22 protein-coding genes are annotated in these 23978 nt (G+C 35.2%); 14 read left to right on the top strand and 8 right to left on the bottom strand.

Annotated features, from left to right (window positions below):
- Positions 1 to 17: 17 nt before the first annotated feature.
- From AC0L3Q_RS11645 to AC0L3Q_RS11635, 3 genes are all read right to left on the bottom strand, one after another.
- Positions 18 to 2603 carry a phosphoenolpyruvate carboxylase gene (locus AC0L3Q_RS11645; protein ID WP_473286715.1) on the bottom strand — a complete coding sequence of 862 codons (2586 nt, stop codon included), beginning with the start codon at positions 2601 to 2603 and terminating at the stop codon, positions 18 to 20.
- Positions 2604 to 2698: 95 nt separating this feature from the next.
- Positions 2699 to 3178 carry an Lrp/AsnC family transcriptional regulator gene (locus AC0L3Q_RS11640; RefSeq protein ID WP_073313016.1) on the bottom strand — a complete coding sequence of 160 codons (480 nt, stop codon included), beginning with the start codon at positions 3176 to 3178 and terminating at the stop codon, positions 2699 to 2701.
- A gap of 76 nt (positions 3179 to 3254) precedes the next feature.
- Positions 3255 to 4415: a M14 family zinc carboxypeptidase gene (locus AC0L3Q_RS11635; protein ID WP_473286714.1), complete on the bottom strand. Its 1161-nt coding sequence runs from the start codon at positions 4413 to 4415 to the stop codon at positions 3255 to 3257.
- A gap of 379 nt (positions 4416 to 4794) precedes the next feature.
- Between AC0L3Q_RS11635 and AC0L3Q_RS11630 the strand changes: the two genes are divergently transcribed.
- The 7 genes from AC0L3Q_RS11630 to AC0L3Q_RS11600 all read left to right on the top strand — a co-directional run bounded on the left by AC0L3Q_RS11630 (position 4795) and on the right by AC0L3Q_RS11600 (position 9470).
- Positions 4795 to 5292: a helix-turn-helix domain-containing protein gene (locus AC0L3Q_RS11630; protein ID WP_473286713.1), complete on the top strand. Its 498-nt coding sequence runs from the start codon at positions 4795 to 4797 to the stop codon at positions 5290 to 5292.
- A gap of 68 nt (positions 5293 to 5360) precedes the next feature.
- The gene (locus AC0L3Q_RS11625) at positions 5361 to 5735 is read left to right on the top strand and encodes a DNA topoisomerase IV (protein ID WP_073313010.1); all 375 of its coding nucleotides are present in this window, start codon (positions 5361 to 5363) and stop codon (positions 5733 to 5735) included.
- A 1-nt stretch (position 5736) separates the two neighbouring features.
- Entirely contained in the window at positions 5737 to 6528 is a 792-nt protein-coding gene (locus AC0L3Q_RS11620) for a TerC family protein (RefSeq protein ID WP_473286712.1), read from the top strand.
- 368 nt (positions 6529 to 6896) lie between these two features.
- Positions 6897 to 7343 (top strand): hypothetical protein, encoded by a 447-nt coding sequence (locus AC0L3Q_RS11615; RefSeq protein WP_473286711.1) that lies wholly within the window; start codon positions 6897 to 6899, stop codon positions 7341 to 7343.
- 100 nt (positions 7344 to 7443) lie between these two features.
- Entirely contained in the window at positions 7444 to 7893 is a 450-nt protein-coding gene (locus AC0L3Q_RS11610; RefSeq protein WP_473286710.1) for an SRPBCC family protein, read from the top strand.
- A 60-nt stretch (positions 7894 to 7953) separates the two neighbouring features.
- Positions 7954 to 8817 carry a lysostaphin resistance A-like protein gene (locus AC0L3Q_RS11605; protein WP_473286709.1) on the top strand — a complete coding sequence of 288 codons (864 nt, stop codon included), beginning with the start codon at positions 7954 to 7956 and terminating at the stop codon, positions 8815 to 8817.
- A gap of 74 nt (positions 8818 to 8891) precedes the next feature.
- Positions 8892 to 9470: a PhnA domain-containing protein gene (locus AC0L3Q_RS11600; protein WP_473286708.1), complete on the top strand. Its 579-nt coding sequence runs from the start codon at positions 8892 to 8894 to the stop codon at positions 9468 to 9470.
- Between the two features lie 78 nt (positions 9471 to 9548).
- Here AC0L3Q_RS11600 and AC0L3Q_RS11595 read toward each other — a convergent pair whose 3' ends face one another.
- From AC0L3Q_RS11595 to AC0L3Q_RS11585, 3 genes are all read right to left on the bottom strand, one after another.
- Complete coding sequence (locus tag AC0L3Q_RS11595; protein WP_473286707.1) at positions 9549 to 12224, bottom strand: DNA gyrase/topoisomerase IV subunit A; 2676 nt, start codon at positions 12222 to 12224, stop codon at positions 9549 to 9551.
- A 26-nt stretch (positions 12225 to 12250) separates the two neighbouring features.
- A complete protein-coding gene (locus tag AC0L3Q_RS11590; protein WP_473286706.1) occupies positions 12251 to 14110 on the bottom strand; it encodes a DNA topoisomerase IV subunit B in 1860 nt (619 codons plus the stop codon).
- A 312-nt stretch (positions 14111 to 14422) separates the two neighbouring features.
- Complete coding sequence (locus AC0L3Q_RS11585) at positions 14423 to 14800, bottom strand: hypothetical protein (RefSeq protein WP_473286705.1); 378 nt, start codon at positions 14798 to 14800, stop codon at positions 14423 to 14425.
- Between the two features lie 229 nt (positions 14801 to 15029).
- On the opposite strand from AC0L3Q_RS11585, the gene AC0L3Q_RS11580 reads away from it, so the two are divergent.
- The 6 genes from AC0L3Q_RS11580 (at position 15030) to AC0L3Q_RS11555 (ending at position 18675) form a co-directional block, all read left to right on the top strand.
- A complete protein-coding gene (locus AC0L3Q_RS11580) occupies positions 15030 to 15458 on the top strand; it encodes a DUF1801 domain-containing protein (protein WP_473286704.1) in 429 nt (142 codons plus the stop codon).
- 100 nt (positions 15459 to 15558) lie between these two features.
- Positions 15559 to 15897 (top strand): ArsR/SmtB family transcription factor, encoded by a 339-nt coding sequence (locus AC0L3Q_RS11575; RefSeq protein ID WP_073312993.1) that lies wholly within the window; start codon positions 15559 to 15561, stop codon positions 15895 to 15897.
- Positions 15890 to 16345, top strand: coding sequence for an SRPBCC family protein (locus AC0L3Q_RS11570; RefSeq protein ID WP_473286703.1), 456 nt, complete (start codon positions 15890 to 15892; stop codon positions 16343 to 16345). Before AC0L3Q_RS11575 ends, AC0L3Q_RS11570 begins: the two co-directional genes overlap by 8 nt.
- A gap of 193 nt (positions 16346 to 16538) precedes the next feature.
- Positions 16539 to 17384, top strand: coding sequence for a polyphosphate kinase 2 (ppk2, locus tag AC0L3Q_RS11565; RefSeq protein ID WP_073312989.1), 846 nt, complete (start codon positions 16539 to 16541; stop codon positions 17382 to 17384).
- Between the two features lie 6 nt (positions 17385 to 17390).
- Positions 17391 to 18188, top strand: a complete 798-nt coding sequence (gene ppk2 / locus AC0L3Q_RS11560) for a polyphosphate kinase 2 (RefSeq protein ID WP_473286702.1) — start codon at positions 17391 to 17393, stop codon at positions 18186 to 18188.
- Positions 18189 to 18264: 76 nt separating this feature from the next.
- Complete coding sequence (locus AC0L3Q_RS11555) at positions 18265 to 18675, top strand: Dabb family protein (protein ID WP_473286701.1); 411 nt, start codon at positions 18265 to 18267, stop codon at positions 18673 to 18675.
- Positions 18676 to 18749: 74 nt separating this feature from the next.
- Here the strand turns inward: AC0L3Q_RS11555 and AC0L3Q_RS11550 are convergent, their stop codons facing one another.
- Entirely contained in the window at positions 18750 to 20627 is a 1878-nt protein-coding gene (locus AC0L3Q_RS11550) for a M61 family metallopeptidase (protein ID WP_473286700.1), read from the bottom strand.
- Between the two features lie 131 nt (positions 20628 to 20758).
- Between AC0L3Q_RS11550 and AC0L3Q_RS11545 the strand changes: the two genes are divergently transcribed.
- Entirely contained in the window at positions 20759 to 21550 is a 792-nt protein-coding gene (locus AC0L3Q_RS11545) for an alpha/beta fold hydrolase (RefSeq protein WP_473286699.1), read from the top strand.
- On the opposite strand, the gene AC0L3Q_RS11540 is transcribed toward AC0L3Q_RS11545, so the two are convergent.
- Positions 21528 to 23711: a tetratricopeptide repeat-containing hybrid sensor histidine kinase/response regulator gene (locus tag AC0L3Q_RS11540; RefSeq protein ID WP_473286698.1), complete on the bottom strand. Its 2184-nt coding sequence runs from the start codon at positions 23709 to 23711 to the stop codon at positions 21528 to 21530. The genes AC0L3Q_RS11545 and AC0L3Q_RS11540 overlap by 23 nt on opposite strands.
- Positions 23712 to 23978: the final 267 nt, after the last annotated feature.

Below are 23978 nucleotides of genomic sequence, written 5' to 3'. Positions count from 1 at the left end.
AACAGTTCTTTATTACATTATGCAGAGTTACGACTAGCATTAATATTTCCGAATAGTGAGCGTGTCACCATTTTTTCGTAAACTTCACGTAATTCAGTATCAGCATCTTCAGCACGATTCATGTCCTGAATTTTCTTCAGAGCATACTGCTGTATCGTAAGTAACGGAAGTACAATTTTCTCTCGCATATCAATAGAAGCTCTACCCGCTGGTTCGTTTTGCATCAATTCAGAATAGCCAGTCAATTTCATCAATAGCTTTTTTGTGAGTTCGAACTCATCATGGATAATATCCCAAAACTTCCCATACTCACTATCTTCTTTCATATAAGCTGTAAGCTCAAAAAATGACTTAGTCAAACTCATCATACTATTTGCTATCAACGCTCTAAAAAAAGCAGAATCCTTATACAAAGCAACTACTTTGTCAAACTCTCCACGATCTTCAAAAGATTTTAATGCGGTTCCTACCCCATAGAATCCCGGAACATTTTGTTTTAACTGGCTCCAGCTCCCTACAAAAGGAATTGCTCTCAAATCTCCAAAATCCAAGGTAGTACTTTTGCTTCGTTTAGAAGGTCGGCTACCAATATTAGCTTTTCCATAGTACTTTAAGGTACTCATATGCTCTAAATACGGAAGGAACTTTGGATGACTTTTAAAATCTACATAAGTCTGATAACTGATATCTGCCAATTCTTGCATGGTCTTCTTATTCTCTTCAGAAAAACGATTAGCATCATTGGTTGTTAATTGGTTTTCGACACCAGCTCCCAATAATTGCTCCAGGTTATATTGACAAGAATCTAATGTTCCAAAATTAGAACTAATGGTTTGTCCTTGCACCGTGATTTGTATTTGTTCATCTTCAATAGTTGGACCTAGAGAAGCATAAAACTGATTGGTATTACCACCTCCTCTTGCAGGAGGTCCTCCTCGACCATCAAAGAAGATCACATCTACGTCATACTTTCTGGAAACTTTGGTTAGTTCCTCTTTTGCTTTGAAAATACCCCAGTTAGCCATCAGATAACCTCCATCTTTAGTACCATCAGAGAACCCTAACATAATCGTTTGCTTCATTCCTCTGCGTTTTAGGTGATCCATATAAACAGGATTACTATACAGCGACTCCATTACAGTGTGCGCTACTTTAAGGTCTGGCACCGTTTCAAAAAGAGGAATCACATCTACCGTGGGCTGCTGCCAATCACATAAGCGAATCATAGCAAAGGTTTCCATCACATTTAACTCACCTCCATTGTTACTAATGATATATCGATTTGCAGCACGCTCTCCATTATCTTTCTGAATGGTTTGAATCGCATAAATCGACTCTATCGTAGCTCTGGTAATGTCCTCTTCAAAAATCGATGGATCTAATTTCCCCTTTACCTCAGAAAGGACTTTGATTTGCTCTTTTTCTGAAAGTGATTCATAATTCTCAGGAAAAATCCCTAAACCTGCTTCATTGGTCTTTTGAACAATATCTGTCAACACCTTATGATGTACTCTGGAATCCTGTCTTATATCTAAAGTTGCAAAATGAAATCCAAAAACTTTCACCTTGTTGATCATTGCTTGAAGGTCTTCCAAAAATAAAGATTGATGCTCTGCAATCAATTCTTCTTTGATCTCTAGTAAACCATTTAGCAACGTTTCTATAGATAATGGCTCTGCAGTTTTTGAATAATAAAAATTATCATATAACGCAGATTCTAACTTGATGATCTTTTCTTGTAGATTTCCAAAAGTGATACGCCTTTTTAATTCACGCATATCACGATAGTAATTGATCAATATCGTTTTGCGCAATCTTTTGGCTACTTTGAGTGTAGTTTCTGTAGTAACAAATGGATTCCCATCTCGATCCCCTCCTGGCCAAAAACCAAGATTAATCAAATCGTTATCCATCTCTTCTCCTTCAAAAATATTCTCCTGAATATAGTTATATATGGTACTGGCAGAATGATAAAATACATTCTCCAAATACCATATCAAACTTACAGCTTCATCAAAGGGTGTTGGCTTTTCTTTCTTGAAAAAAGCGGTCTTCCCCAATTGCGCCAGCAATTTTTTGATTTTTGCCAAATCATTTACGCGTATTGCACTATCCAAATCATGAATGATCCCAAGAACAGTTCCCGGGTAAAATTGAGTTGGGTGTGCCGTAAGCGTTGGACGAATTTTGAATCTTCTAAGATAATCTTTCAATTCTTCCAGTTGTCCTTTTGCTTGCGCTTCTTCTTTGATACTACGCAATGTTCCCCTACCGTCCATATTATTCACTACAGGAAAAGCCGCATCTTCAATTGCATCAAACAATACTACTTGTCGCTCTATGTATTGAATAAAACGGAACAAAAGATCATGTTTATCTTTTTCAGAAGGATTATCCTGATATTGTGCAAAAAACTTTTCTACAATTTCTGTAGGATTCTTATGAAGCTCGTAGCCCTTTTCGCAAACGTCCTTAAAAAGTGGTAGTAATACTCCGGTATTGGTAATCGTATCAAAAGGCAAGGTCATGAATATACTATTGTATATCTGATACTTTGCTAGAACGTTCTCATTAAAACGTTCGATTTTTGGTTTTCTAGCCATTGTTGTGGTGGTAAAATGGTTGTGGTTAACAAAAATTAAAAAGCCCTCTAAGATCTAGTCTCAAAGGGCTTATACTATTAAGAAAGAGAAACCCTTTACAATTCCTGAAAAATAGAATGCATTAAGCGTTTCTTATCATTGATGCTTTCTTCTAAAGAAATCATGGTCTCTGTACGATATACACCATCGATATCATCTAGTTTAAAAATAATTTCTTTCGCGTGGTTAGTGTCTTTTGCTCTTACTTTACAAAAGATGTTGAATTTTCCTGTAGTAATATGCGCTACAGTAACATATGGTATTTCGTTAATGCGCTCCAAAACAAATTTGGTTTGAGAAGTGTTTTGAAGATAAATACCTACATAAGCTATAAAAGAATATCCTAATTTTTTATAGTCTAATGTTAGAGAAGACCCCTCGATAATTCCAGCTTCTTCCATTTTTTTAACACGTACGTGAACGGTACCTGCGGATATCAACAATTTCTTTGCGATATCAGTAAATGGAGTACGTGTATTTTCAATCAACATATCCAGAATTTGGTGGTCAACTTCGTCTAATTTGAACTTTGCCATAGTAACAATTTAATATTTTTCCCGATTATTTACATTGCAAAAATAACAGAAAAATACAGTTTTCACACATTTTAATTCACCTTTTTGTCAATTCTATTGAGAATAATTCAGAATCTAGGTGAAATTTTAACATCTCAACCTCTGGAACTATCTCTACTGTAACGTTTTCGTGACGAATTACTCTCTTTTTACCCTCTATTTCGCGATGACCATAAAATTTTCGTAAATCATCAATTTTAACAATTTTAGGTACAAATTTGACAGTATTTTCCTCTAATTTTTCAGAGAATTGAATCGCTATATCTACATTTTTATCCTTTAAAAGGACATCTCGAATGATAATATCGTAAAAACATTTTCCATTTTCAGGAATTGAAAAATAGTCTTGATAATAAGCTCCAGTCACTGATGTACTAGCTAGATACTCTAAAGAACTGACTAATGCATAGAATATATATTTGCGAGTATGCTCGCGATCATAATCCTCTTTATAATGACCAGCTTCAAAAAGAATAGTTGGAATCCCTAGAGACTCTAAAGTATCTCCTATACAATTGATATTAAACCCATCATCATAACGCCCCACTTGGTCAGGAATATGCTGTTGAAGAATACCATTCATATGAGCGATGATCTCCATACCTATTTTTCGGCTAGCAGTAATGGTTCGCTCTGGATCACCTGCTGGGGATAAAAAAGACACTGTAGCTGTATGATTAGTTTCTCCTGCACTGAAGATAGTTCGTTGCCCATGTAGATTAAAAGCTACATCTGGTTGAATCTGGCTGATAATCTTATTTAATACAACACTTTCCTTTTGTGTTTTTGCTTGAGCATCCCTATTAAGATCTACTTGATTGTAGTTTAACCTCGTATATGCCTTAGCTCCATCCGGACTTAATATAGGAATAATATAGAGCGTACAGGATTCTAAGAGTTCCTTTACCGAAGGTTCTTTAGCATCATTTAGAAAGTTAAGGACATCAAACACCGCTTTTGTAGTCGTACTTTCATTGCCATGCATTTGAGACCAGTATAATAGTTTTTTGGGGCCAGTACCCAAAGTAATTAAATGAATAGGTGCATTGTTTTCAGATTCACCTATAACTTCAATTTTCATTTTAGAAGCGTGTCTATCTAAAATAGGGGCTATATGATCATAAGAAATATAACGTCCAAATAAGGAAGTTTCTTTGTGTTGTAAGAACCAATTTTCTAATCTATCAATGTTGCTCATATCTAATTATATGCCACGAAATTAGTATAGTTTATTGAAGATTCATAACAAAACAAATTATTATTTACATCTGTAAACCAACAACTAATTTACAATTGTAAATACCGTCAAGTTACATTTGTAAACATGTGAAATTATTTAGTTTGTTTACGATTGTAATCAATTATATTTGTACAGTTTCCAATTGTATTTTAGTTATTAACAATCAATGTTTTAAATATTTATATATTAAATTAAATTATTGTTAATCAGATAATTAAGAATAATAATCTAAATAATCACTTTATTATTCAATAATCACTGTTTACAAATGTAACTAGGAGAATTTCATTAAATTGTTTACCTTTGTAACACAATATTAACCTTCTATTCGTTTACAATGGTAAACAACAAAGATTTTGGTATAAGAATCCAAAAAATAATGGATCATTATGGTGTATCCGCCTCATCTTTTGCAGATTATATGGGTGTAGGACGTTCGTCTATATCACATATCCTTAGTGGACGAAATAAACCCAGTCTTGACTTTGTTATGAAAATAACTGAAGCGTATAGTGATGTGGATATGCAATGGTTATTATATGGAAAAGGGAGCTTTCCTAAATCAGAAGAAATTGTACAGGAAAAACAATTGGTAACAGCAACACCTCCTCAGGAAAAAATACAACCTACTCCACTTCCTATTGATAAAGAAGATCAGGATTTATTTTCGCAACACACACCTGCTCCCGTTCAAGAAAATGAAACCCCTACTCCTATACCTCAAACTTCTCAGGAAGCAATTCGTAAGATTACCTATGATGAGGAAAAAATTGAAAGAATTGTCATTTTCTACAATGATGGTTCCTTTAGATCATATACCACAAAAAAATCTTGATATTTTTTTAGTGCTTACTATTAACTTTCTGGAAATAAATTTATTTTCGCTTTTAGTTAAACCAAACTATGAAGTACTTTCTTTTTACACTTTTCTGCGGCTTACTCTTTACCGGGTGTTATCAACAAGAACGAAATTGTACAGAATTTCATACTGGGACATTTGAGTTCGAAACCCTTCTCGATGGAGAACTAGCAAAAACCACATTTGTTAGAAATGATTCTATCGAGATAGATTATTTCAGAGGGAAAAGTGATACGGCAACTATCCGATGGATTAATGACTGCGAGTACATCGTCAAAAAATTACATCCTAAGAGTATGTCTGAAGAAAAATCAATCCACATGAAAATATTATCTACAGATGGTGATATCTATACTTTTGAGTACGGATTAGTGGGTAGTGCCAACAAGCAAAAAGGAACTGCCAAAAAAATAAAATAAGATGTTTGAAATTTTCGCTTCTGCAGATGCATGGGTTGCATTACTAACACTTACCTTTTTAGAAATTGTATTAGGTATCGATAATATTATTTTTATTTCGTTAGCCTCAAGTAAGCTTCCAGATCAACAGCAAAAAAAAGCAACCAATATTGGTTTATTGTTGGCCATGATTATGCGAATCGTATTGCTATTCGGTATTTCACTTCTTGTAGCCATGGAAGCCCCATTCTGGCATATCAATTTGCCATGGGTCGAAGCAGGTATTAGCGGACAAGCATTAATATTGTTTGGGGGTGGTATTTTTCTCTTATACAAGAGTGTTCATGAAATTCATGAAAAAGTAGAAGAAAAAGGAGAAGAAGAAAAAGAAATCCAGGCCAAGAGTTCTTCTACGCTTTCAAAAGCAATTCTACAAATCACATTGATCAATATCGTTTTTTCTTTTGATTCTATTCTTACCGCAGTAGGAATGACAAATGGTTTAAGCGAAAATCCCAATGATGCATTAATTATTATGATTGTAGCCGTGGTGATTTCAGTTTTAATCATGATGCTCTTCGCCGCTCCTGTGGGAAGATTTGTAAACAAACACCCATCAATTCAAATCTTAGGGCTTTCTTTTCTAATACTTATTGGTTTTATGCTTATTGCAGAAGCTGCTCACCTAGCACATTTTAAAATATTTGATACCGAAGTGGGAACTATTCCTAAAGGGTATCTCTATTTCACCATTGCTTTTTCTTTGTTTGTAGAGTTCCTAAACTTTAAAATTAGAAAAAAGCAACGTGTCTAATCTTTTTAGAATACAACTATATTCTTATTAAGTACTAAACAATTCATTACCCAACAAAATAGGTTAAATAACTATACTTCACTCAATTATTAGTGATATTTGTACTTTATTACCTACGTAATTTTGTAATCTATTACACACATAACACGTGTTAATTTAAGTGTAAATTCCTACAAATTTTTTAAATCCTGCAATAAACTAGATGAAAGATTCGTTTTCTTCTTTAGTAAACATTTAATCTATCAAAAATGAATTTCAACGAAAAGTGAGTGATTGTTAAATGGATCAATTGTAGATTCTTCTTGTTAAAATTTACTTTAGATCCAATCACAAAACATTTTGGTTGAATTTTAAAATCACCCCGAAATATGAAAACTCACACACTATTTGCCATTTTATGGCTTACCACTATGGGCTTGCAAGCTCAAGAAAATCAACAAATTGCTACAACAAAACTCACTAATATTACCATTGAAGTACAACAATTTGAAGAAACACCCAAGGTCGAAAGAGACCAACCTACCTACCCCGTAGAGGAATATGAAGCGATGATCGCACGATGCAAAGAATTATCTCTCAAAATTATAGCATACGATAAGATGATTCAAGACGGCACTATGAAAAGGTCACAAAGAAAAGCTTGGAAAAGGGATCTTATGGAAGCAAAATTACTCAATTTCAGAATTGACGATTTTACAAATGCATATATTAAACGAAACTATTCCCTTATAGAGCATGTAGACAATAAATCTTTAAGTGACTACTACGATTTTTCGAAAGTCTTGGAGAATGCTAACAAATATGCTGGTTTTTAAACAAATACATTCTTCCTAGATATGATGAACACGGTTTGAAAGTTACAAACCGTGTTTTTTTTACCTATATTTATAAGATCATCTATTAAACCTAATCCCTATGAAATTTACATGTAGTGTAGTAATAGATGCCCCAATAGACCAAGTCATTCAGCTTTTTGATAATCCAGATCACCTAAAAGAATGGCAAGACGGTTTTATAAGTTTTGAACCGCTAAGTGGAACACCTGGAACCCCAGGAGCCAAATCCTTACTCACTTACAAACATGGAAAACGGGAAATGCAGCTCATAGAGACCATTACTGCAAAGAATCTTCCCAAAGAATTCAGCGGTACCTACGAACACAAGCACATGGATAATGCTGTTACCTGCAGTTTCAAGGCGCTTTCTCATAATTCTACAAGAATGGATTATCTAGTCCACTATACCAAATTTAAAGGGTTTGTACCCAAGTTAATAGCCTTCTTAATGCCCGGATTATCCAAAAAGTATATACAAAAGTGGCTGGATCAGTTTAAAGATTTTGTAGAACGAACTGTTAACCAATAAATTCTATATAAGCCATAAAATTATTTCTATTTTAGTGATCATAAATCTTATAAGTGATCTATGGAAAACAAACACATGGGGTGGATACGAGTCCTGTTATTAATCATCCCCTATTTCTTTATAGTTGGAGGTTTTCAGCTCTTAGGTTCTTTGATAGCAGGTATTAAAATAAGTGACTCAGATCCTATAACATCTTCAGAACAACAATTAATCACTTCTCTTTTTAATCTCCTGGGTAACTTCTTACTGTTATGGGTTTTTATGAGATTTGTAGACAAAGAAAAGTTTGTTACCCTTGGTTTTCAGATAAAAAATAGAGGTAAAGAATTTATTGTTGGAATTATAGCAGGTGCTGTTATTATGGGAGTAGCTTATATCACCTTATTACTTCTCAATGAAATTGAGTTCGTAAAATTGACGTTTTCAATTAGAGAGCTTTTTATTTCTATTTTGATTTTTTTGATTGTAGCAGTAGTTGAAGAAGTGCTATTACGGGGATATGTACTCAGAAATTTTATGGTTTCTTTCAACAAGTATGTTGCACTTATTCTATCTTCAGCCATTTTTGCTTTATTACATGGGTTTAACCCCAATATTAGCTGGTTCAGTCTTCTAGTTATATTTCTAGCTGGCATACTCCTGGGGATCTCATACATTCATACCAAAAACCTATGGTTTCCTATTGCATTACATTTTAGTTGGAACTTTTTTCAAACGCATTTTGGTTTTAATGTAAGCGGTTTAGACACATACTCTATAATCCAGACTCAAATCATTGAAAACAACTTGCTCAACGGAGGTGCTTTTGGGTTTGAAGGCTCAATATTTTCTGTAGCTACGGAAATTGTAGGTATTGTGGCTATTGGATATTATTATACTAAACAACAAACGATAACCTCTACTTCTACTACCAACATAGAATAAACCATCGGTCTGCTTTCTTTTATCCCCCAAAAAATCGCATTTTTGTAGGCATTAAAAAAAGAATTCTGCACGATATGAGTTTAGAGAGAACATTGCAAAAACGTAGTCAGCAAAAATGTGAATTATCTGGTGATACCGAAAATCTAATGGTATATCAAGTTCCTAAATCCCCTGGAAACGGAATAGAAAGTCATATTCTGATCTCTAAAACTTGTTTAGAACAGATAGAAAACCCAGAAAAGATAGATCCTAATCACTGGAGATGTCTAAACGAAAGTATGTGGAGTGAGGTCCCTGCAGTGCAAGTAGTTGCATGGAGAATGTTACATAGAATTAAAGCCGAAGGTTGGCCACAAGACTTACTGGACATGCTATATCTGGATGATGACACTTTGCAATGGGCAAAAGCAACTGGAGAAGGAGATGAAAATGAAGATGCTATAAAACATATCGATGCAAACGGAGCGCTGTTACAAGCAGGAGACAATGTAGTACTGATTAAAGATTTAAACGTTAAAGGCGCCAATTTTACAGCAAAACGAGGCACAGCAGTACGTAACATTACCCTGGTACACGACAACGAAGAACATCTAGAAGGCAAAGTAAACGGTCAAAACATTGTAATTCTTACCAAATATGTAAAGAAATTATAAAGTGTTGACAACTAGTATCTTTCTTTCAATCTGTTATTGAGTATTGGACATAAAGCCTACTCTTACCAAAATAAAAGCTTAGAATAAACTACCTTGTTCCCCTTCTTCAGGTTCTTCAGTATTTTTTGCCTCAGAATTGCTGGATGTAGTGTCTGCAGTCTGTCCTCCATTCTCGGGAGATACATTTTCTTCTTCAACAACCTCAATTTCTTCTGCAGGAAGTGGTTCTGGCTCTTCATAAGGTAACGAATCCAATAGATTTATTTGTCGTACTTTATGAGTAGTCAATTGATTACCAAGTGCTTTTATCCCTTTTATTGCAATAAACTCTTCTAGATTTACCTCTTCATTAGGACGTTGCTCTTTCCCTCTTATTTTGGTAAAAACAATTTCGGCCAAAGGTCTATAATCTGTAGATACTACTTCCAAAAATGATTTAGGATGATCTGTGATAAACGACTCTTCTTTTTCAGGGTTTTCAATCACAAATCGCTTCACATAGTAACGCTCTTTTTCTCCATCCCAATAGATTGCTGAAATTGGTTTTTTAGGTTTCCATTTTTCCAACACAATCATATCTGTATTAAAATGCAAGCTCATCTCAGGAATCAAAGTTTTTACTCCACCTTTTTGATCGATGATCAACAGGCGATCTTCTCCTTTAAACTCTCCCAGAAGCTCTCCTCTTCCATCAACATTCAATCGTTGCACCGTATCATCAAACCAAATCTTACGCGGCTTCAATGTTGATACTCCTGCTTCTTTTAGCTCTACTCGTTTAATATTATACTTGGTAACAATATTCCCCTTTACTCCTCTACCTTTTATTAGTAAATCAGAAAAATCCAGATCAAACTTTAGTTTTTTGATACTCCCAGCCTGACGTAGCAAAATAGTAATTACTTCGGCTTCGCCATTAGGGTTAGCAGAAAAATAAGTGACTTTTGAGCTCTTTTTCCCTTGGGTAAGATCGTACTCTTTATCACGTGTTACTGCCGTTACCGCAAATCGTTTTACAAACGAAGCTCCTCCTCTACCATCTTGATAAATCATATTGTAAATGGTACGTTTATCCTTCTTTTTGAATACGGCAACATGGATAATGTTTTTACCAATAAAGGTTTTAGAATCTACCTTGGTAACCATCATCTTACCTTCTGCAGTAAAACAGATAATATCATCAATATCCGAACAATCGGTTACATATTCATCTCGTCGTAATGACGTACCCACAAATCCTTCTTCACGATTTACATAAAGCTTGGTATTTCTGATTACTACCTTGGTAGCTTCTATATCATCAAAAATCTTAAGCTCTGTTTTACGCTCTTTACCTTTTCCGTAAGTGGATTTTAATCGTTTGAAGTAATCTATAGCATATTCGATAAGATGCTCCAAATTATGCTTTACACTGGCGATATCATCTTCTAGGGCCTCAATTTTTTGTTGTGCTTTATCAATATCGAACTTAGAAATACGCTTGATTCGTATTTCTGTTAATCGCACAATATCTTCCTCGGTTACAGCACGCTTTAGGTGTTTGATATGCGGTTTTAACCCTTTATCGATCGCCTCTATCACTCCTTCCCAGGTTTCTACCTCTTCAATATCCCGATAAATTCGATTTTCGATGAAAATTCTTTCTAGAGAAGCAAAATGCCATTGCTCCTGAAGCTCGTTTAACTGTATTTCGAGCTCTTTTTTTAGTAATTCTACCGTATTGTCGGTAGAACGGCGAAGCATCTCGGAAACACCAATGAAATTTGGTTTGTTCTCCTCGATCACACACCCAAGAGGAGAAATGGAAACCTCACAATTGGTAAATGCATATAGTGCATCAATAGTTTTATCAGGAGAAATACCCGAAGGAAGATGCACTAAGATCTCCACCTCTGCTGCAGTATTATCTTCTATTTTCTTGATCTTGATCTTTCCTTTTTCATTTGCTTTCAGGATAGAATCAATCAAACTTGTGGTGGTCGTTGAGAAAGGAATCTCAGAAATCACCAATGTATTTTTGTCTTGTTGCGCAATTTTTGCTCGTACTCTAACTTTACCGCCTCTATTACCATCATTATAATTCGTGCAATCGGCAATACCAGAGGTAGGAAAATCAGGCAGTATCGTAAATCGTTTTCCTTGCAGATGTTTTACCGAAGCATCGATAAGCTCGATAAAGTTATGAGGAAGTATCTTGGTACTTAATCCAACGGCAATACCTTCTGCTCCCTGCGCTAACAATAGTGGAAACTTAACCGGTAAATTAATGGGTTCCTTTTTTCTTCCATCATAAGATAACTGCCAATCGGTTACCTTGGGATTATACACTACATCCAAGGCAAACTTAGACAAACGCGCTTCGATATATCTCGAGGCTGCTGCTCTATCCCCAGTAAGGATATTACCCCAGTTTCCTTGCATATCGATCAATAGATCTTTTTGACCTATTTGCACCATGGCATCAGAGATACTGGCATCACCGTGAGGGTGATATTGCATGGTATGCCCTACGATGTTAGCGACCTTATTATATCGTCCATCATCCAAATCCTTCATAGAATGCAGGATACGGCGTTGTACCGGTTTTAAACCATCTTCTATAGCGGGTACCGCACGTTCCAGGATTACATACGAGGCATAATCCAAAAACCAGTCTTTATACATTCCTGTAACCTTAGTGATCACCTCTTGTGGTTGGTGATCTTCGGGAGTTGATTCGTGATGTAGTTCTTCGTTTTCGTTTTCCAAATCCATATTTATCCTAAGGGGCGCTTAAACTATTATAATTCTTCCTCTACTGCGTCTAATTCTACTTTCAAATTGTCGATAATGAACTCTTGTCTTTGCGGAGTGTTTTTCCCCATGTAAAATGACAATAGCTCTTCTATAGACTTCTCTTTATCCAGCATCACCGGATCCAAACGCATATCATCTCCTATAAAATGTTTGAATTCATCTGGAGAAATTTCACCAAGTCCCTTAAATCGTGTGATTTCAGGTTTTCCTGATAATTTATTAATTGCATCTCTTCGTTCTTGTTCAGAATAGCAATAGATGGTTTCTTTTTTATTTCTTACCCGAAATAGCGGTGTTTGTAAAATATAAAGGTGACCTTCTTTGATCACTTCGGGGAAAAATTGCAAAAAGAACGTGATCAATAGTAATCGAATGTGCATTCCATCGACATCGGCATCGGTTGCGATCACTATGTTGTTATATCGCAGATCTTCTAAAGACTCTTCTATATTTAAGGCAGCTTGTAAAAGATTGAATTCCTCATTTTCATACACAATCTTTTTGCTCATGTTATAGCTATTCAAAGGTTTCCCTCGTAAACTAAAAACTGCCTGCGTATTTACATCTCTGGATTTGGTAATCGATCCACTCGCCGAGTCTCCCTCGGTAATGAATAGCGTACTCTCCAAATTTCTCTCTTTCTTACTATCACTTAGGTGTACACGACAATCTCTGAGTTTTTTGTTGTGTAAACTTGCCTTTTTTGCTCTTTCACGAGCTAATTTTCGGATTCCAGAAAGGTCTTTTCTTTCCCGTTCTGCTTGTAAAATCTTACGTTGTAAACTCTCTGCAGTAGCCTGATTCTTATGTAAGAAATTATCCAGTTTATTCTTTACGAAATCATTAATGTATGTTCGTACGGTGGGCAAACCATCTCCCATCTCTGTAGATCCCAATTTTGTTTTGGTTTGACTCTCAAAAACGGGTTCCATTACTTTGATACTGATGGCAGCTACAATCGATTTACGAATATCGCTGGCCTCATAGTTTTTACCATAGAACTCTCTAACGGTCTTTACAACGGCTTCACGAAAAGCAGCTTGATGCGTTCCTCCTTGTGTGGTATGTTGACCGTTTACGAACGAATGATACTCCTCGCTATACTGCGTTTTACTATGCGTAATCGCCACTTCGATATCATCTCCTTTTAAGTGAACGATATCATATAAGCGATCTTCTTGATTGATATTGTCTGAAAGAAGGTCTTTTAACCCATTTTCAGAAATGAACTTTTCCCCATTGAAGATAATGGTTAAACCAGGATTAAGATACACATAGTTTTTAAGCATTTTGCTTACATACTCTGTACGATATTTGTAATGCTTAAAAATAGAATCATCTGGAACAAACGATACTTTGGTTCCTCGTCTTCTAGAAGTTTCTTCTAGCGTATCCTGATTGGTAAGATTTCCTTTCTCAAACTCTGCTGAAGCTGATTTCCCATCACGAGTAGATTCAACACGGAAATAAGTAGACAACGCATTTACTGCCTTGGTACCTACCCCATTTAATCCAACAGACTTTTTGAAGGCTCTGGAGTCATACTTACCCCCTGTATTCATTTTGGAAACCACATCCACTACTTTACCTAGAGGAATACCACGACCGTAATCTCTTACAATCACTTTATCTCCTTGTATCGAAATTTCAATGGTCTTACCAGCACCCATCACATATTCGTCAATCGAATTGTCGAGTACCTCTTTCAATAAAATATAAATTCCATCATCTGGAGATGATCCATCTCCCAGTTTCCCAATATACATCCCTGGTCGCATACGGATATGCTCTTTCCAATCGAGGGATCGTATATTATCTTCAGTATATTTGGTTTCCTTACTCATAAAATTTTGGGTAGAATGCCAGCTAATATAAGGTTTCACTTACAAAATTAAAATAGCCAACCTACAAAGTAATTAACAAATACATAGCTAAATTTGTTGATTATTTGGCTTACAAGCTATTAAAATACATTTCAACCAAAGTACACCTTCAATTTTGTCTAAATCTGACGGGAGAGCATCAAATTATATAAACGTAAAATGAGATTGGATTCTATTTTAAACAATAAGAGACATTCATATACTAAACGACCATTACTGAAAAAGTAATGGTCGTTCTAAATCTCATTAAACACTTGTTGTAATCTTTTGATTTTAAGAATGATAATATCTTTCCTCAATAATTTCCCCTGCATCATTCCATTTTGTTCGTACCACTTGTTCGAAAGTATGTTTTTGTCCGTCTGCAGTATCAAATTTCATTACCGCTTCATAGAATGAAGTATCCCCTTTTACTGCAGGACCACTTACAACTTCGTATCCATGAAATGCAGTAACCGTAGCTAGTAATTCTTCTTCTTGACGAATACAAAATTCCTTACCCACCTTAGGCTCGTTATTTCCTTCGCGCAGAATAACATCATCTGCCAAATACTCATTCATTGCATCCAGAAATTTACCTTCTGAAAGTAGATTTAATATGGCGCTTACATTTTCTTTGATTGTCTGTTCTTTTGTAGTTGAATTATTCATAATAGTTTTTAATTAAAAGTTTTGTTTATTGTGTACACCACAAAAGTATATCCTGAATAAGCATGGGTACATTATGATTCTTCCCATGCTGATGTCAATTCTTCCTTATGTTCAATAAAGCTCTCCAAAAATTAAATTTAGCTACTGACATACAGTTGTCAGTGACACCAGATACCTTTATCTTTAATCCTTTTGAAATCACAACATCCTTTCTAGTAAATAACAATTCATGAAAGATTTTAAACTGAACACCTCCCAAAACGTAAAAACCGTTTTTGATAATTATCCGGAGACTATTAAAGATAAAATGCTGAATCTTCGTGAGTTGATTTTGGAAACTGCTAAAGAAACTGAGGAAGTAATAGAATTAGAAGAAACTCTAAAATGGGGAGAACCAAGCTATATTACTAAACATGGAAGTACGCTTAGAATTGATTGGAAGAAAAAAACTCCAAATCAATACGCCATGTATTTTAACTGTTCAAGTCTATTAGTGGCTACTTTCAGAATCGTTTTTAAGCAAACTTTTGATTTTGAAGGAAATAGAGCCCTGGTGTTTCAAATTAACGAACCACTACCCGAAAATGAGCTAAAGCAATGCGTTAAAGCTGCTTTACGTTACCATAAAATTAAAAAACTTCAACTTCTTGGATTGTAATCATTGACTTACCTCCACTTCGAATCCAAAAATTAACCCACAATTAATTTGCGTAACCGAATGGTTACACATATATTTGTAACCAAACGGTAACATATTTATGAGAAGAGACGTTTTTCAAGCTATTGCCGATCCGGTACGACGTGATATCATTCAATTGTTATCACAAAAAACCTTATCAATCAACGAAATAGCTCATCAGTTTGATGTAAGTCGACCTGCGATATCTAAACATCTAAAGATTCTTAATGAGTGTGGTATTATTGACATCCAACAACAAGGGCGAGAACGCTATTGCCTAATTCGTCCTAAGAGTTTGATCCCAGCCTTCTTATGGGTTGAACAGTATCAAAGTTTATGGGAAGAAAAAATAGACTCTTTCGAAGCCTACTTAAAACAACTACAAGCAAAATCCAAAAACGATAATAAAAATGAGTGATCTTAACAACCGAACGTTAACCATTGAAAAAACTTTTGACGCTCCCATCGAATTGGTTTGGGAGGCCTGGACACAACCCGAGCATATTGCACAATGGTGGGGACCAAAAGGAATGAAAACCAGAATTATTGAGCATAATTTTGTAGAAGGTGGTGCCTGGGAATATGCAATGACCATGCCCGATGGAAAAGATTTTATTGCAGATGGTGTTTATATCGAAATCATTGAACTTCAAAAAATTCGAACTTCTGCCAATTTCAAACCGATGACCGAAGGTGTCGAACTGCAAGTGTTACTCAAGAAAATTGGTGACAAAACACAATTTACATTTCATGTCATTCATGAGACCGAAGAGTACTGCAAGCAACAAGAACAGATGGGCTTCTACAACGGTTGGGGTTCTACTTTTGAAAGATTAACTTCGTACTTACAGGAAAAAGTAAGCTAAAATCATCCCAAAAATATTTAGAAGCAGGCACATATCAAAATGTACCTGCTTTCTTTTTCCGAAAATACCTTCCAGACATTACATTGTTTATAAAGCGATTATCTTTTCAAATCCAGAAAAGGCAACACGGGGGTTGTACCAAAGCTTGCTTAATGCTATATTTACCATACAACTTCAACAAATCCTAATAAACATGTTCACCCTCGAGGAACTTAATCAAATAAAAAAACGAAAACAGCTTGTAGCACTTGCCCAGGAAAAGGATATTGATATCCAGAAAATAATGCGCAAGTTTCAATATGAAGAAGAACTACGGTTTTTACAAGCTGAATTGGTAAACCTTCAGCAATGGATCGCCAAGAAAAAAATGAGGGTAGCCATTATTTTTGAAGGAAGAGATGCTGCTGGAAAAGGAGGATCTATTAAACGGTTTACAGAACATCTCAACCCTCGTTCTATGCGAATCGTTGCATTATCCAAACCTACAGAAGAAGAACAAGGGCAATGGTATTTCCGCAGATATATAAAAGAATTACCAAACCCAGGAGAAATTGTTTTTTTTGATCGTAGCTGGTATAACCGTGCTGTAGTAGAGCCAGTAATGGGGTTTTGTACCAAAAAGCAATACAATAAGTTTATGGTGCAGGTTCCCGAATTTGAACATATGCTCTATGAAGATGGTGTTATTGTGATCAAATTCTGGTTTTCGATATCCAAAGAAGAACAACAAAAACGATTTGATGCGCGAATAGAAAATCCTTTGAAAGCCTGGAAATTTAGCCCTGTAGATATGAAAGGACAGCAATTATGGAGTAAATACACGCTCTATAAAGAACAAATGTTCTCTAAAACACATACTACCTTTAGCCCTTGGATCATCGTTAAAACCAATAGTAAAAAAACAGCTCGTCTGGAAAGTATGCGTTACGTGCTATCCAAATTTGAATACACTGGTAAGACCAGAGCCAAAACCAGGCTATTTCCCGATCCAAATGTGATATTGAGGTATCATCGATATGTTGAACAAATTGATATTTAATCCCCTATGAAAGAAGCAAAACAAACAGAAGCCTTATATCTTTCAGAAAGGGATATAGAACTCCTCAATTCTCCAATTGGATTGCGATATCTTCTTGCAGACAAAAAGACGGATGTAGAAAAGGCATTAAGAATGACCAAGTACGAGATTGAGCTTAAAGAATTACAAGCCGAGTTGGTTAAGTTACAAAGCTGGGTAATTGCTAATAACAAAAAGATCGTAATTCTATTCGAAGGTCGGGATGCTGCAGGTAAAGGTGGAGCCATCAGAAGAGTTACTGCTCATATTAATCCCAGACACTTCAAAATCGTTGCTCTGCCAAAACCAACCGAAGAAGAAGGAGGACAATGGTATTTTCAACGCTATGTTAACCAACTTCCCAAACCCGGGGAGATTGTCTTTTTTGATCGTAGTTGGTATAATAGAGCTGTAGTAGAGCCTGTTAATGGTTTTTGCACACAACAACAGTACGAGACTTTTATGGGGCAAGTCAATGAGTTTGAAAGAATGATCATGGAATCTGACACCTACCTCATCAAGTTCTATTTTTCGATCACTAAGGAAGAACAAGATTATCGTTTTAAAGATATCAAATCCAATCCATTGAAAAAATGGAAAATGACAAAGGTCGATGAACGAGCACAGGAACTTTGGGATGAGTACACCAAATACAAAGTCAAAATGTTTGAACATACTAATACCAAAGATTCTCCCTGGATCATTATAGAAGCAGATCGAAAAACCAAAGCTCGTCTTGAGGCCATACGATACATCTTAGATAAAATCCCTTATAAATCGGAGTAAAACCGTCTATATTTTAAACAGAAACAACTCTTATATATACCACATCGGTAACACATTAACTAAAGCACATTGATTTATGAAACGTTATCTAATTCTTGCAGCACTTCTAATTTCCTCATTTAGTTTTGCACAACAAGATGAATCAACAACAAAACCAACTAAAACCATAGACGGGAAACTAGTACACACTGTACTATTTTGGTTAAACAATCCAGATAATAAAGAGGAAAGGAAAACTTTTGAAAAAGGAGTAAAAGAACTTTTAAATGGTTGTGAATTTATTACCTCAAGTCACTTTGGAACACCCGCCAACACGGAAAAACGCCCTGTTGTTGATGCTTCCTTTACCTATTGTGTGGTAATCACTTTTGAATCCAAAGAAGCTCATGATAACTACCAGGTGGCTCCTATTCACAAAAAATTTATTGCAGAAAATAAAGATTTATGGAATAAGGTATTGGTATACGATTCTTCTTCTTTAAAATAAATAGTATGTAATTATCATAAAAAAAGCTGTAAAGCATATGCTTTACAGCTTTTTTTAGTTTATGTTATTACAAATTATCCTTTCAACCAGGCTTTACGAAGCGCCAATTGTTCTTCTGTAGGATTATCTGACGGAGACAGTGTTTCTCCTTGTGTATACGATTTAGCCACTTTGGTTTTGATTACAACCTCTTCTCCTGCTCTATCCAATTTTACCTCCAAATCATCTCCTTCTTTCCATTGAAAAGTACCTCCAAGTACATTATTCGCATTCTGTACAGTCAGCTTGGTACCATTAATTTCTACGATATTATCATTCGCTTTTACTCCATTTTCTGCCCAAAAACTATTATCTGCTACCAAATCAGTAAAGAAGATCGTTCCAGTGGCCTGATCACCTGCCACGATGAGCGCTCCCGAATTTTGGATATAATTCGTTTCTACTTTTTCTTTACTAATCGAAAGTCCAACTTTGTTAAAAAACTCTCTGTAGTTGATCGGAGTCTTCCCTACTACATGAGTATTCAAAAATTCACCTATAGAAGGGTACGTCATTTCTGTAATTTCGGCTATGATGTTATCATCTTCAAAAGGTTTATTTTTTCCATATTTCAAGGATAATTCTTTCATCAAGGACAAAATTCCTCTGTTCCCGTTACTCTCTTCTCTCATCAGAATATCAATACACATACCAATAAGCGCTCCTTTTTCGTATACATTTACATAATTAGAAGCATAAGGTTGATCCAAGATATTCTCACTCATTTCTGTAAAACTCATGGTATCATCAAAACCATTGGCACTTTGGATTTTACCCATCACCTTTTCATAAAACTCATCTTCACCAACGATATCCTGATTCACTTGAAATAAGGTAGCAAAATATTCGGTTACTCCTTCATACATCCATAAATGCTTAGAAAACGTAGGATCATTGTAATCGAAATAGTGTACATCTTCAGAATGCACCGAAAGCGGAGTTACAATATGAAAAAACTCATGAGAAACTACATCAATCATAGCACTTGCTAATGCTTCGTCTGGCATCTGTTCAGGTAATACTACTACAGTTGATGTGTGATGCTCCAGAGCTCCAAATCCTGTTGGTGATTCCTGAGTACCTTCGGCTAAATACAAATAGATATCGTACCTAGGTGTACTATTGATATCACCCAGATATGCCTTTTGTCCCTTCATCATCTTAAAAACAGTTTCCTTTATTTTTGAAGCTTTATGAACTCCATTTGGTGAATATACACTCAATACAATTTTGATATCCCCCACCATAAATTCTTCTACATCCAATTTCCCATACATCATAGGGTTATCAGTGATCTCAAAATAACGTGAGGCAAAATATTTATCAGTTACTACACTCCCATCTTCACTAGTTTCTTCTCCTACTTTTTGTAGCGCAGAAGTTCGTTTCATCTCTTTTGGGGCGATAACCTCTAGTGTATACTGATTGTTCTTGAGCACATCAAAATAACCGATAAAACCGTGAAGGTTCAACACGTAATTCTCTGGTTCGATATTGGTTCCTGAAGGGGAAAACGGTGTAGCCTCTCCAGAGTTTTCAATATCATAGGTATCATTGACTAGATATTGGATTTGGTCTAATTGTTTTGCATTAGGAATTACCCAGGTATTTGCATCTAATTTGTTCGTGATAATCTCATTTCCTTCATAATCCAACGCTTTGAAGTTATCCACAAATTTCCCAAAATCACTTACTGCATAGGTTCCTTGTACCACTTTGGGCAAGTAATAGGTTACCGTATCTTGCGCAAACCTCCCCGGATTAATAACTACGGGTACTTTGTCTTCTGCAGACTTTGTTAAATCTACAGACGATGCAATAGGCACACCTGTAGCGATATCGTTAGACGGTTTGGGAGTTCCACATCCCACTAGCATCACACCAATGAAGATTTTGGCAAAAATATTTTTCATCTGATCAAATTAATTATTTACTATTGCTAGACTAAGAAAAGTAATCTATGTTACAATTTTGAAGGCGTAAAATATGCATTTTGTATAGACTTTAGCTTATTTTTAGCACTTTTTACCATAAACCTATCAATTTGGATATTAAAATTAATCATCATCGTCTCAGATTCTCAGACAACCCTAACCTATTTAATACAGATCAACCCACTATTATCTTTCTTCATGATTCTCTGGGGTGCATTGAATTATGGAGAGATTTCCCTAACAAAGTAGCAGACCAGACAGAGTGTAATGTACTATCCTATGATCGTCAGGGCTACGGACAATCTGATCCTTTTTCTATTCAAAAAAGAGACAAAAACTACCTCCTAAATGAAGCAGAGGTATTGGTACAAATCATCGATCAACTACAACTTACCAAGGTTATTCTTTTTGGGCATAGTGATGGTGGAAGTATTTCGTTACTAGCAGCGGCACTATCTCCAGATATGATTTCTGGTGTTATCACAGAAGGTGCTCATGTTTTTGTCGAAAAAGAAACGATAGCTGGTATCAAAGAAGCGGTAATCGCTTACCAAGAGACCAATCTTCGGGATAAACTTATAAAATATCATGGAGACAAAACAGATGATGTGTTTAAAATGTGGACAGAGACTTGGTTATCCGAAGACTATCAATCCTGGAATATCGAGGAATTCCTACCCAAAATCAAATGCCCGTCTCTAATCATACAGGGAGAAAAGGACGAATACGGGTCCTTGGATCAGGTATACTCAATTGTAAATAACACGACTGGACCTTCGGAAGCATTGATTATTCCTGACATTGGTCATACTCCGCATAAGGAGAATTCGGAGGTGGTTTTAAAAAATGTACAGAGATTTATCGGTAATGTAATTAATACTACATCAAATTCTTCGCGATAATATCTTTGAGATCATCTTTATTTAGTGGTTTATTGATAATATCGTTCATCCCGGCCTCCAAACATTCAGACTTCACTTCACTTAATTCTGAAGCAGTAAGTGCTATGATAGGCGTCTGCGTATTAAATTCTCGTATCCGTTTAGTGGCTTCCATCCCATCGAGATAAGGCATATTCAGATCCATCAAAATAAGATCAAAGTCTTCTTTTTTAACCATTTGCAAGGCATTGAAGCCATTCTCCACAATGGTGCAACTATACCCTATAATATCCAATAGGTTTTTGGTTACGATTTGATTGATCTTGTTATCCTCTGCTACAAGAATCTTCTTAAATGTTTGTGCAGTATCTTCACCATTAAGATCGAGTTTCTCTGCTTGTTTTTCATCGACAATCTCAACATCTAAATCAAAATAAAACCGGGTTCCTCTCCCCTCTTTACTGTCCAAATGAATTTGGCTATCCATCATCTCAAGTAGATTTTTCACAATAGAGAGTCCAAGACCGGTACCTTCAGATTTATTAACTTCTCTCCCTAGCTGAGAAAACTTTTCGAAAACAAACTCTTGTTTATCTTTCGGAATACCCAATCCATTGTCTTCTACTTCGTACCTTATTTTAATTTGATCCTTATCTATAGATACGATTTTAATTCTCAACCAAATCGTTCCATTTTCTGTGAACTTTGTTGAATTCCCTATTAAATTAATTAATACTTCTGACAACTTTAGGGAATCAACACTTACGATTTTAGGCACTTCTTTCTGAATATCTAATACCAGTTTATTATTTTTATTTTTAGCTTGGTATTCAAAAGAATGCAATAAATTTTGAGACAATTGCGCTAAGTCAGTTGGAGTTTTGGTTAGTTTTTCTTTGTTGGATTCAATTTTACCAATCTTCAATACCTTATTGATCAAATCAAGTAGATAATCCCCAGAAAACTTTAAGGAATTAAGCAGTTTTTTATGCTTTTCTGGCATATCTTTTTCTTCTAGTAGCAAAGAGGTAATACCAACTACACCATATAACGGAGTTCTTAATTCATGACTTACCGTGGAGATAAACTGTGATTTTACTGTAGTTAATTTCTCAGCTTCAGTTTTTGCAACTTCTAGCTGTGTATTTTTCTCTCTTAATACATTATTCAGTTTTTTCTTAGAACGATACCCCATATAAAAGAAAAATGCAGTTCCCAATACAAAAATCAATCCTGCTATCGAAATAAAAGTTATTGTCTTGTTATTCTTTGCAATACTTGCTTGATAATCCTTTTCTTTATTAGCAATTTCCAATTCTCTTTTGTATTCATCAACGCTAAAACTTACTCTAGCAATCTCTATTTGCTTTAATTTCTCTTTGTCATAGAGTTTATTCGTAAATTCCTGATATTTCTTAATATCCTTATAAGCTTGATTGATATTTCCTCTTTTCTCATTCAACTCTGCTCTTCCTTCATATAGATAAGACAATTCAAGAATCATATCGTGCTTTTCTGCGATATCAATAGCTTCCTCAAAAAAGTCACCAGCTTCTACAAAATTCCCTTTATACATCGCATATTTACCTTTCAGATAAAACACCTCACAATACCCTTGTAATTCTCTATGCTCTACTACCAATTGATGTGCCTCTTCTATAAAGGGCAATGCTTCTTCAAATTGTTCAATATCAATATAGGTCCATGCTAAATTTATTACTGGGGTCATGTATTCGTAAGAGTCTTCAAGATTTTTCCCCAACTCTTTGGCTTTGTCATAAAAAATCAAAGAAGTTTTCAGGTCTTTATATCCATCAGAATAGACATTCCCCAAACCATTATTACTTCGTAAAATCAACAATGTATCTTTTGAAATCTCTCCAAAGTGTAATGATTTTCGGTAACAGGTTTCAGCATTTTTGAAGTCAACCAAAACTTCATAATTATAAGCCATTAAATAATAGGCCTGCCCTTTGTAGTAATTATTATTTAGTTCATGAGCATAATTTACAGCTTTAATCGCATAATCCAATGATTCTTTGATCTTGTACTCATAACTCAAATCGCTAGACTGATCAATTAATGACTGTAGGCTATCATTATGGGTTTCGGTCATGGTGTTTTGACCGTAAGACAGATAGCTAAGAGCTACCACAGAAAATATTAGCACATAAGTTCTCAAGGCTCACTAATTATTAATGCACGAGCAATTTATACAATGAATATTTTGTTTACGTTAAAGAGTCCCCATATAAGCAAAAACCTGCTTATCAATACGTTAATTTAATAAAAAAACCGTAAACACACAGTAACGAAGTGTCGATTTCATCTCTTTTTTAAAGAATGTTTATCCTTTTTATGGTAGGAAATTTTATAGTTATAAAAGATACCAGATTACCTATAAAGTATGATAATCACACTCATAACGGCAATTAAAAAAGCCTTCTAA

It is taken from the genome of Aquimarina sp. KJ22-3 (genome assembly GCF_055808215.1).
The sequence above is the reverse complement of the archived record's forward strand: the minus strand, read 5'-3'. Positions and strand labels throughout refer to the sequence as shown.

What these genes read in the sequence shown, in the direction of transcription:
- AC0L3Q_RS11590 (WP_473286706.1), bottom strand. Translation starts at nt 14,110, where the DNA reads ATGAGTAAGGAAACCAAATATACTGAAGATAATATACGATCCCTCGAT.
- AC0L3Q_RS11595 (WP_473286707.1), bottom strand. Translation starts at nt 12,224, where the DNA reads ATGGATTTGGAAAACGAAAACGAAGAACTACATCACGAATCAACTCCC.
- AC0L3Q_RS11550 (WP_473286700.1), bottom strand. Translation starts at nt 20,627, where the DNA reads ATGAAAAATATTTTTGCCAAAATCTTCATTGGTGTGATGCTAGTGGGA.
- AC0L3Q_RS11600 (WP_473286708.1), top strand. Translation starts at nt 8,892, where the DNA reads ATGAGTTTAGAGAGAACATTGCAAAAACGTAGTCAGCAAAAATGTGAA.
- AC0L3Q_RS11585 (WP_473286705.1), bottom strand. Translation starts at nt 14,800, where the DNA reads ATGAATAATTCAACTACAAAAGAACAGACAATCAAAGAAAATGTAAGC.
- AC0L3Q_RS11610 (WP_473286710.1), top strand. Translation starts at nt 7,444, where the DNA reads ATGAAATTTACATGTAGTGTAGTAATAGATGCCCCAATAGACCAAGTC.
- ppk2 (WP_073312989.1), top strand. Translation starts at nt 16,539, where the DNA reads ATGTTCACCCTCGAGGAACTTAATCAAATAAAAAAACGAAAACAGCTT.
- AC0L3Q_RS11620 (WP_473286712.1), top strand. Translation starts at nt 5,737, where the DNA reads ATGTTTGAAATTTTCGCTTCTGCAGATGCATGGGTTGCATTACTAACA.
- AC0L3Q_RS11555 (WP_473286701.1), top strand. Translation starts at nt 18,265, where the DNA reads ATGAAACGTTATCTAATTCTTGCAGCACTTCTAATTTCCTCATTTAGT.
- AC0L3Q_RS11635 (WP_473286714.1), bottom strand. Translation starts at nt 4,415, where the DNA reads ATGAGCAACATTGATAGATTAGAAAATTGGTTCTTACAACACAAAGAA.
- AC0L3Q_RS11640 (WP_073313016.1), bottom strand. Translation starts at nt 3,178, where the DNA reads ATGGCAAAGTTCAAATTAGACGAAGTTGACCACCAAATTCTGGATATG.
- AC0L3Q_RS11615 (WP_473286711.1), top strand. Translation starts at nt 6,897, where the DNA reads ATGAAAACTCACACACTATTTGCCATTTTATGGCTTACCACTATGGGC.
- ppk2 (WP_473286702.1), top strand. Translation starts at nt 17,391, where the DNA reads ATGAAAGAAGCAAAACAAACAGAAGCCTTATATCTTTCAGAAAGGGAT.
- AC0L3Q_RS11580 (WP_473286704.1), top strand. Translation starts at nt 15,030, where the DNA reads ATGAAAGATTTTAAACTGAACACCTCCCAAAACGTAAAAACCGTTTTT.
- AC0L3Q_RS11645 (WP_473286715.1), bottom strand. Translation starts at nt 2,603, where the DNA reads ATGGCTAGAAAACCAAAAATCGAACGTTTTAATGAGAACGTTCTAGCA.
- AC0L3Q_RS11575 (WP_073312993.1), top strand. Translation starts at nt 15,559, where the DNA reads ATGAGAAGAGACGTTTTTCAAGCTATTGCCGATCCGGTACGACGTGAT.
- AC0L3Q_RS11605 (WP_473286709.1), top strand. Translation starts at nt 7,954, where the DNA reads ATGGAAAACAAACACATGGGGTGGATACGAGTCCTGTTATTAATCATC.
- AC0L3Q_RS11570 (WP_473286703.1), top strand. Translation starts at nt 15,890, where the DNA reads ATGAGTGATCTTAACAACCGAACGTTAACCATTGAAAAAACTTTTGAC.
- AC0L3Q_RS11625 (WP_073313010.1), top strand. Translation starts at nt 5,361, where the DNA reads ATGAAGTACTTTCTTTTTACACTTTTCTGCGGCTTACTCTTTACCGGG.
- AC0L3Q_RS11630 (WP_473286713.1), top strand. Translation starts at nt 4,795, where the DNA reads ATGGTAAACAACAAAGATTTTGGTATAAGAATCCAAAAAATAATGGAT.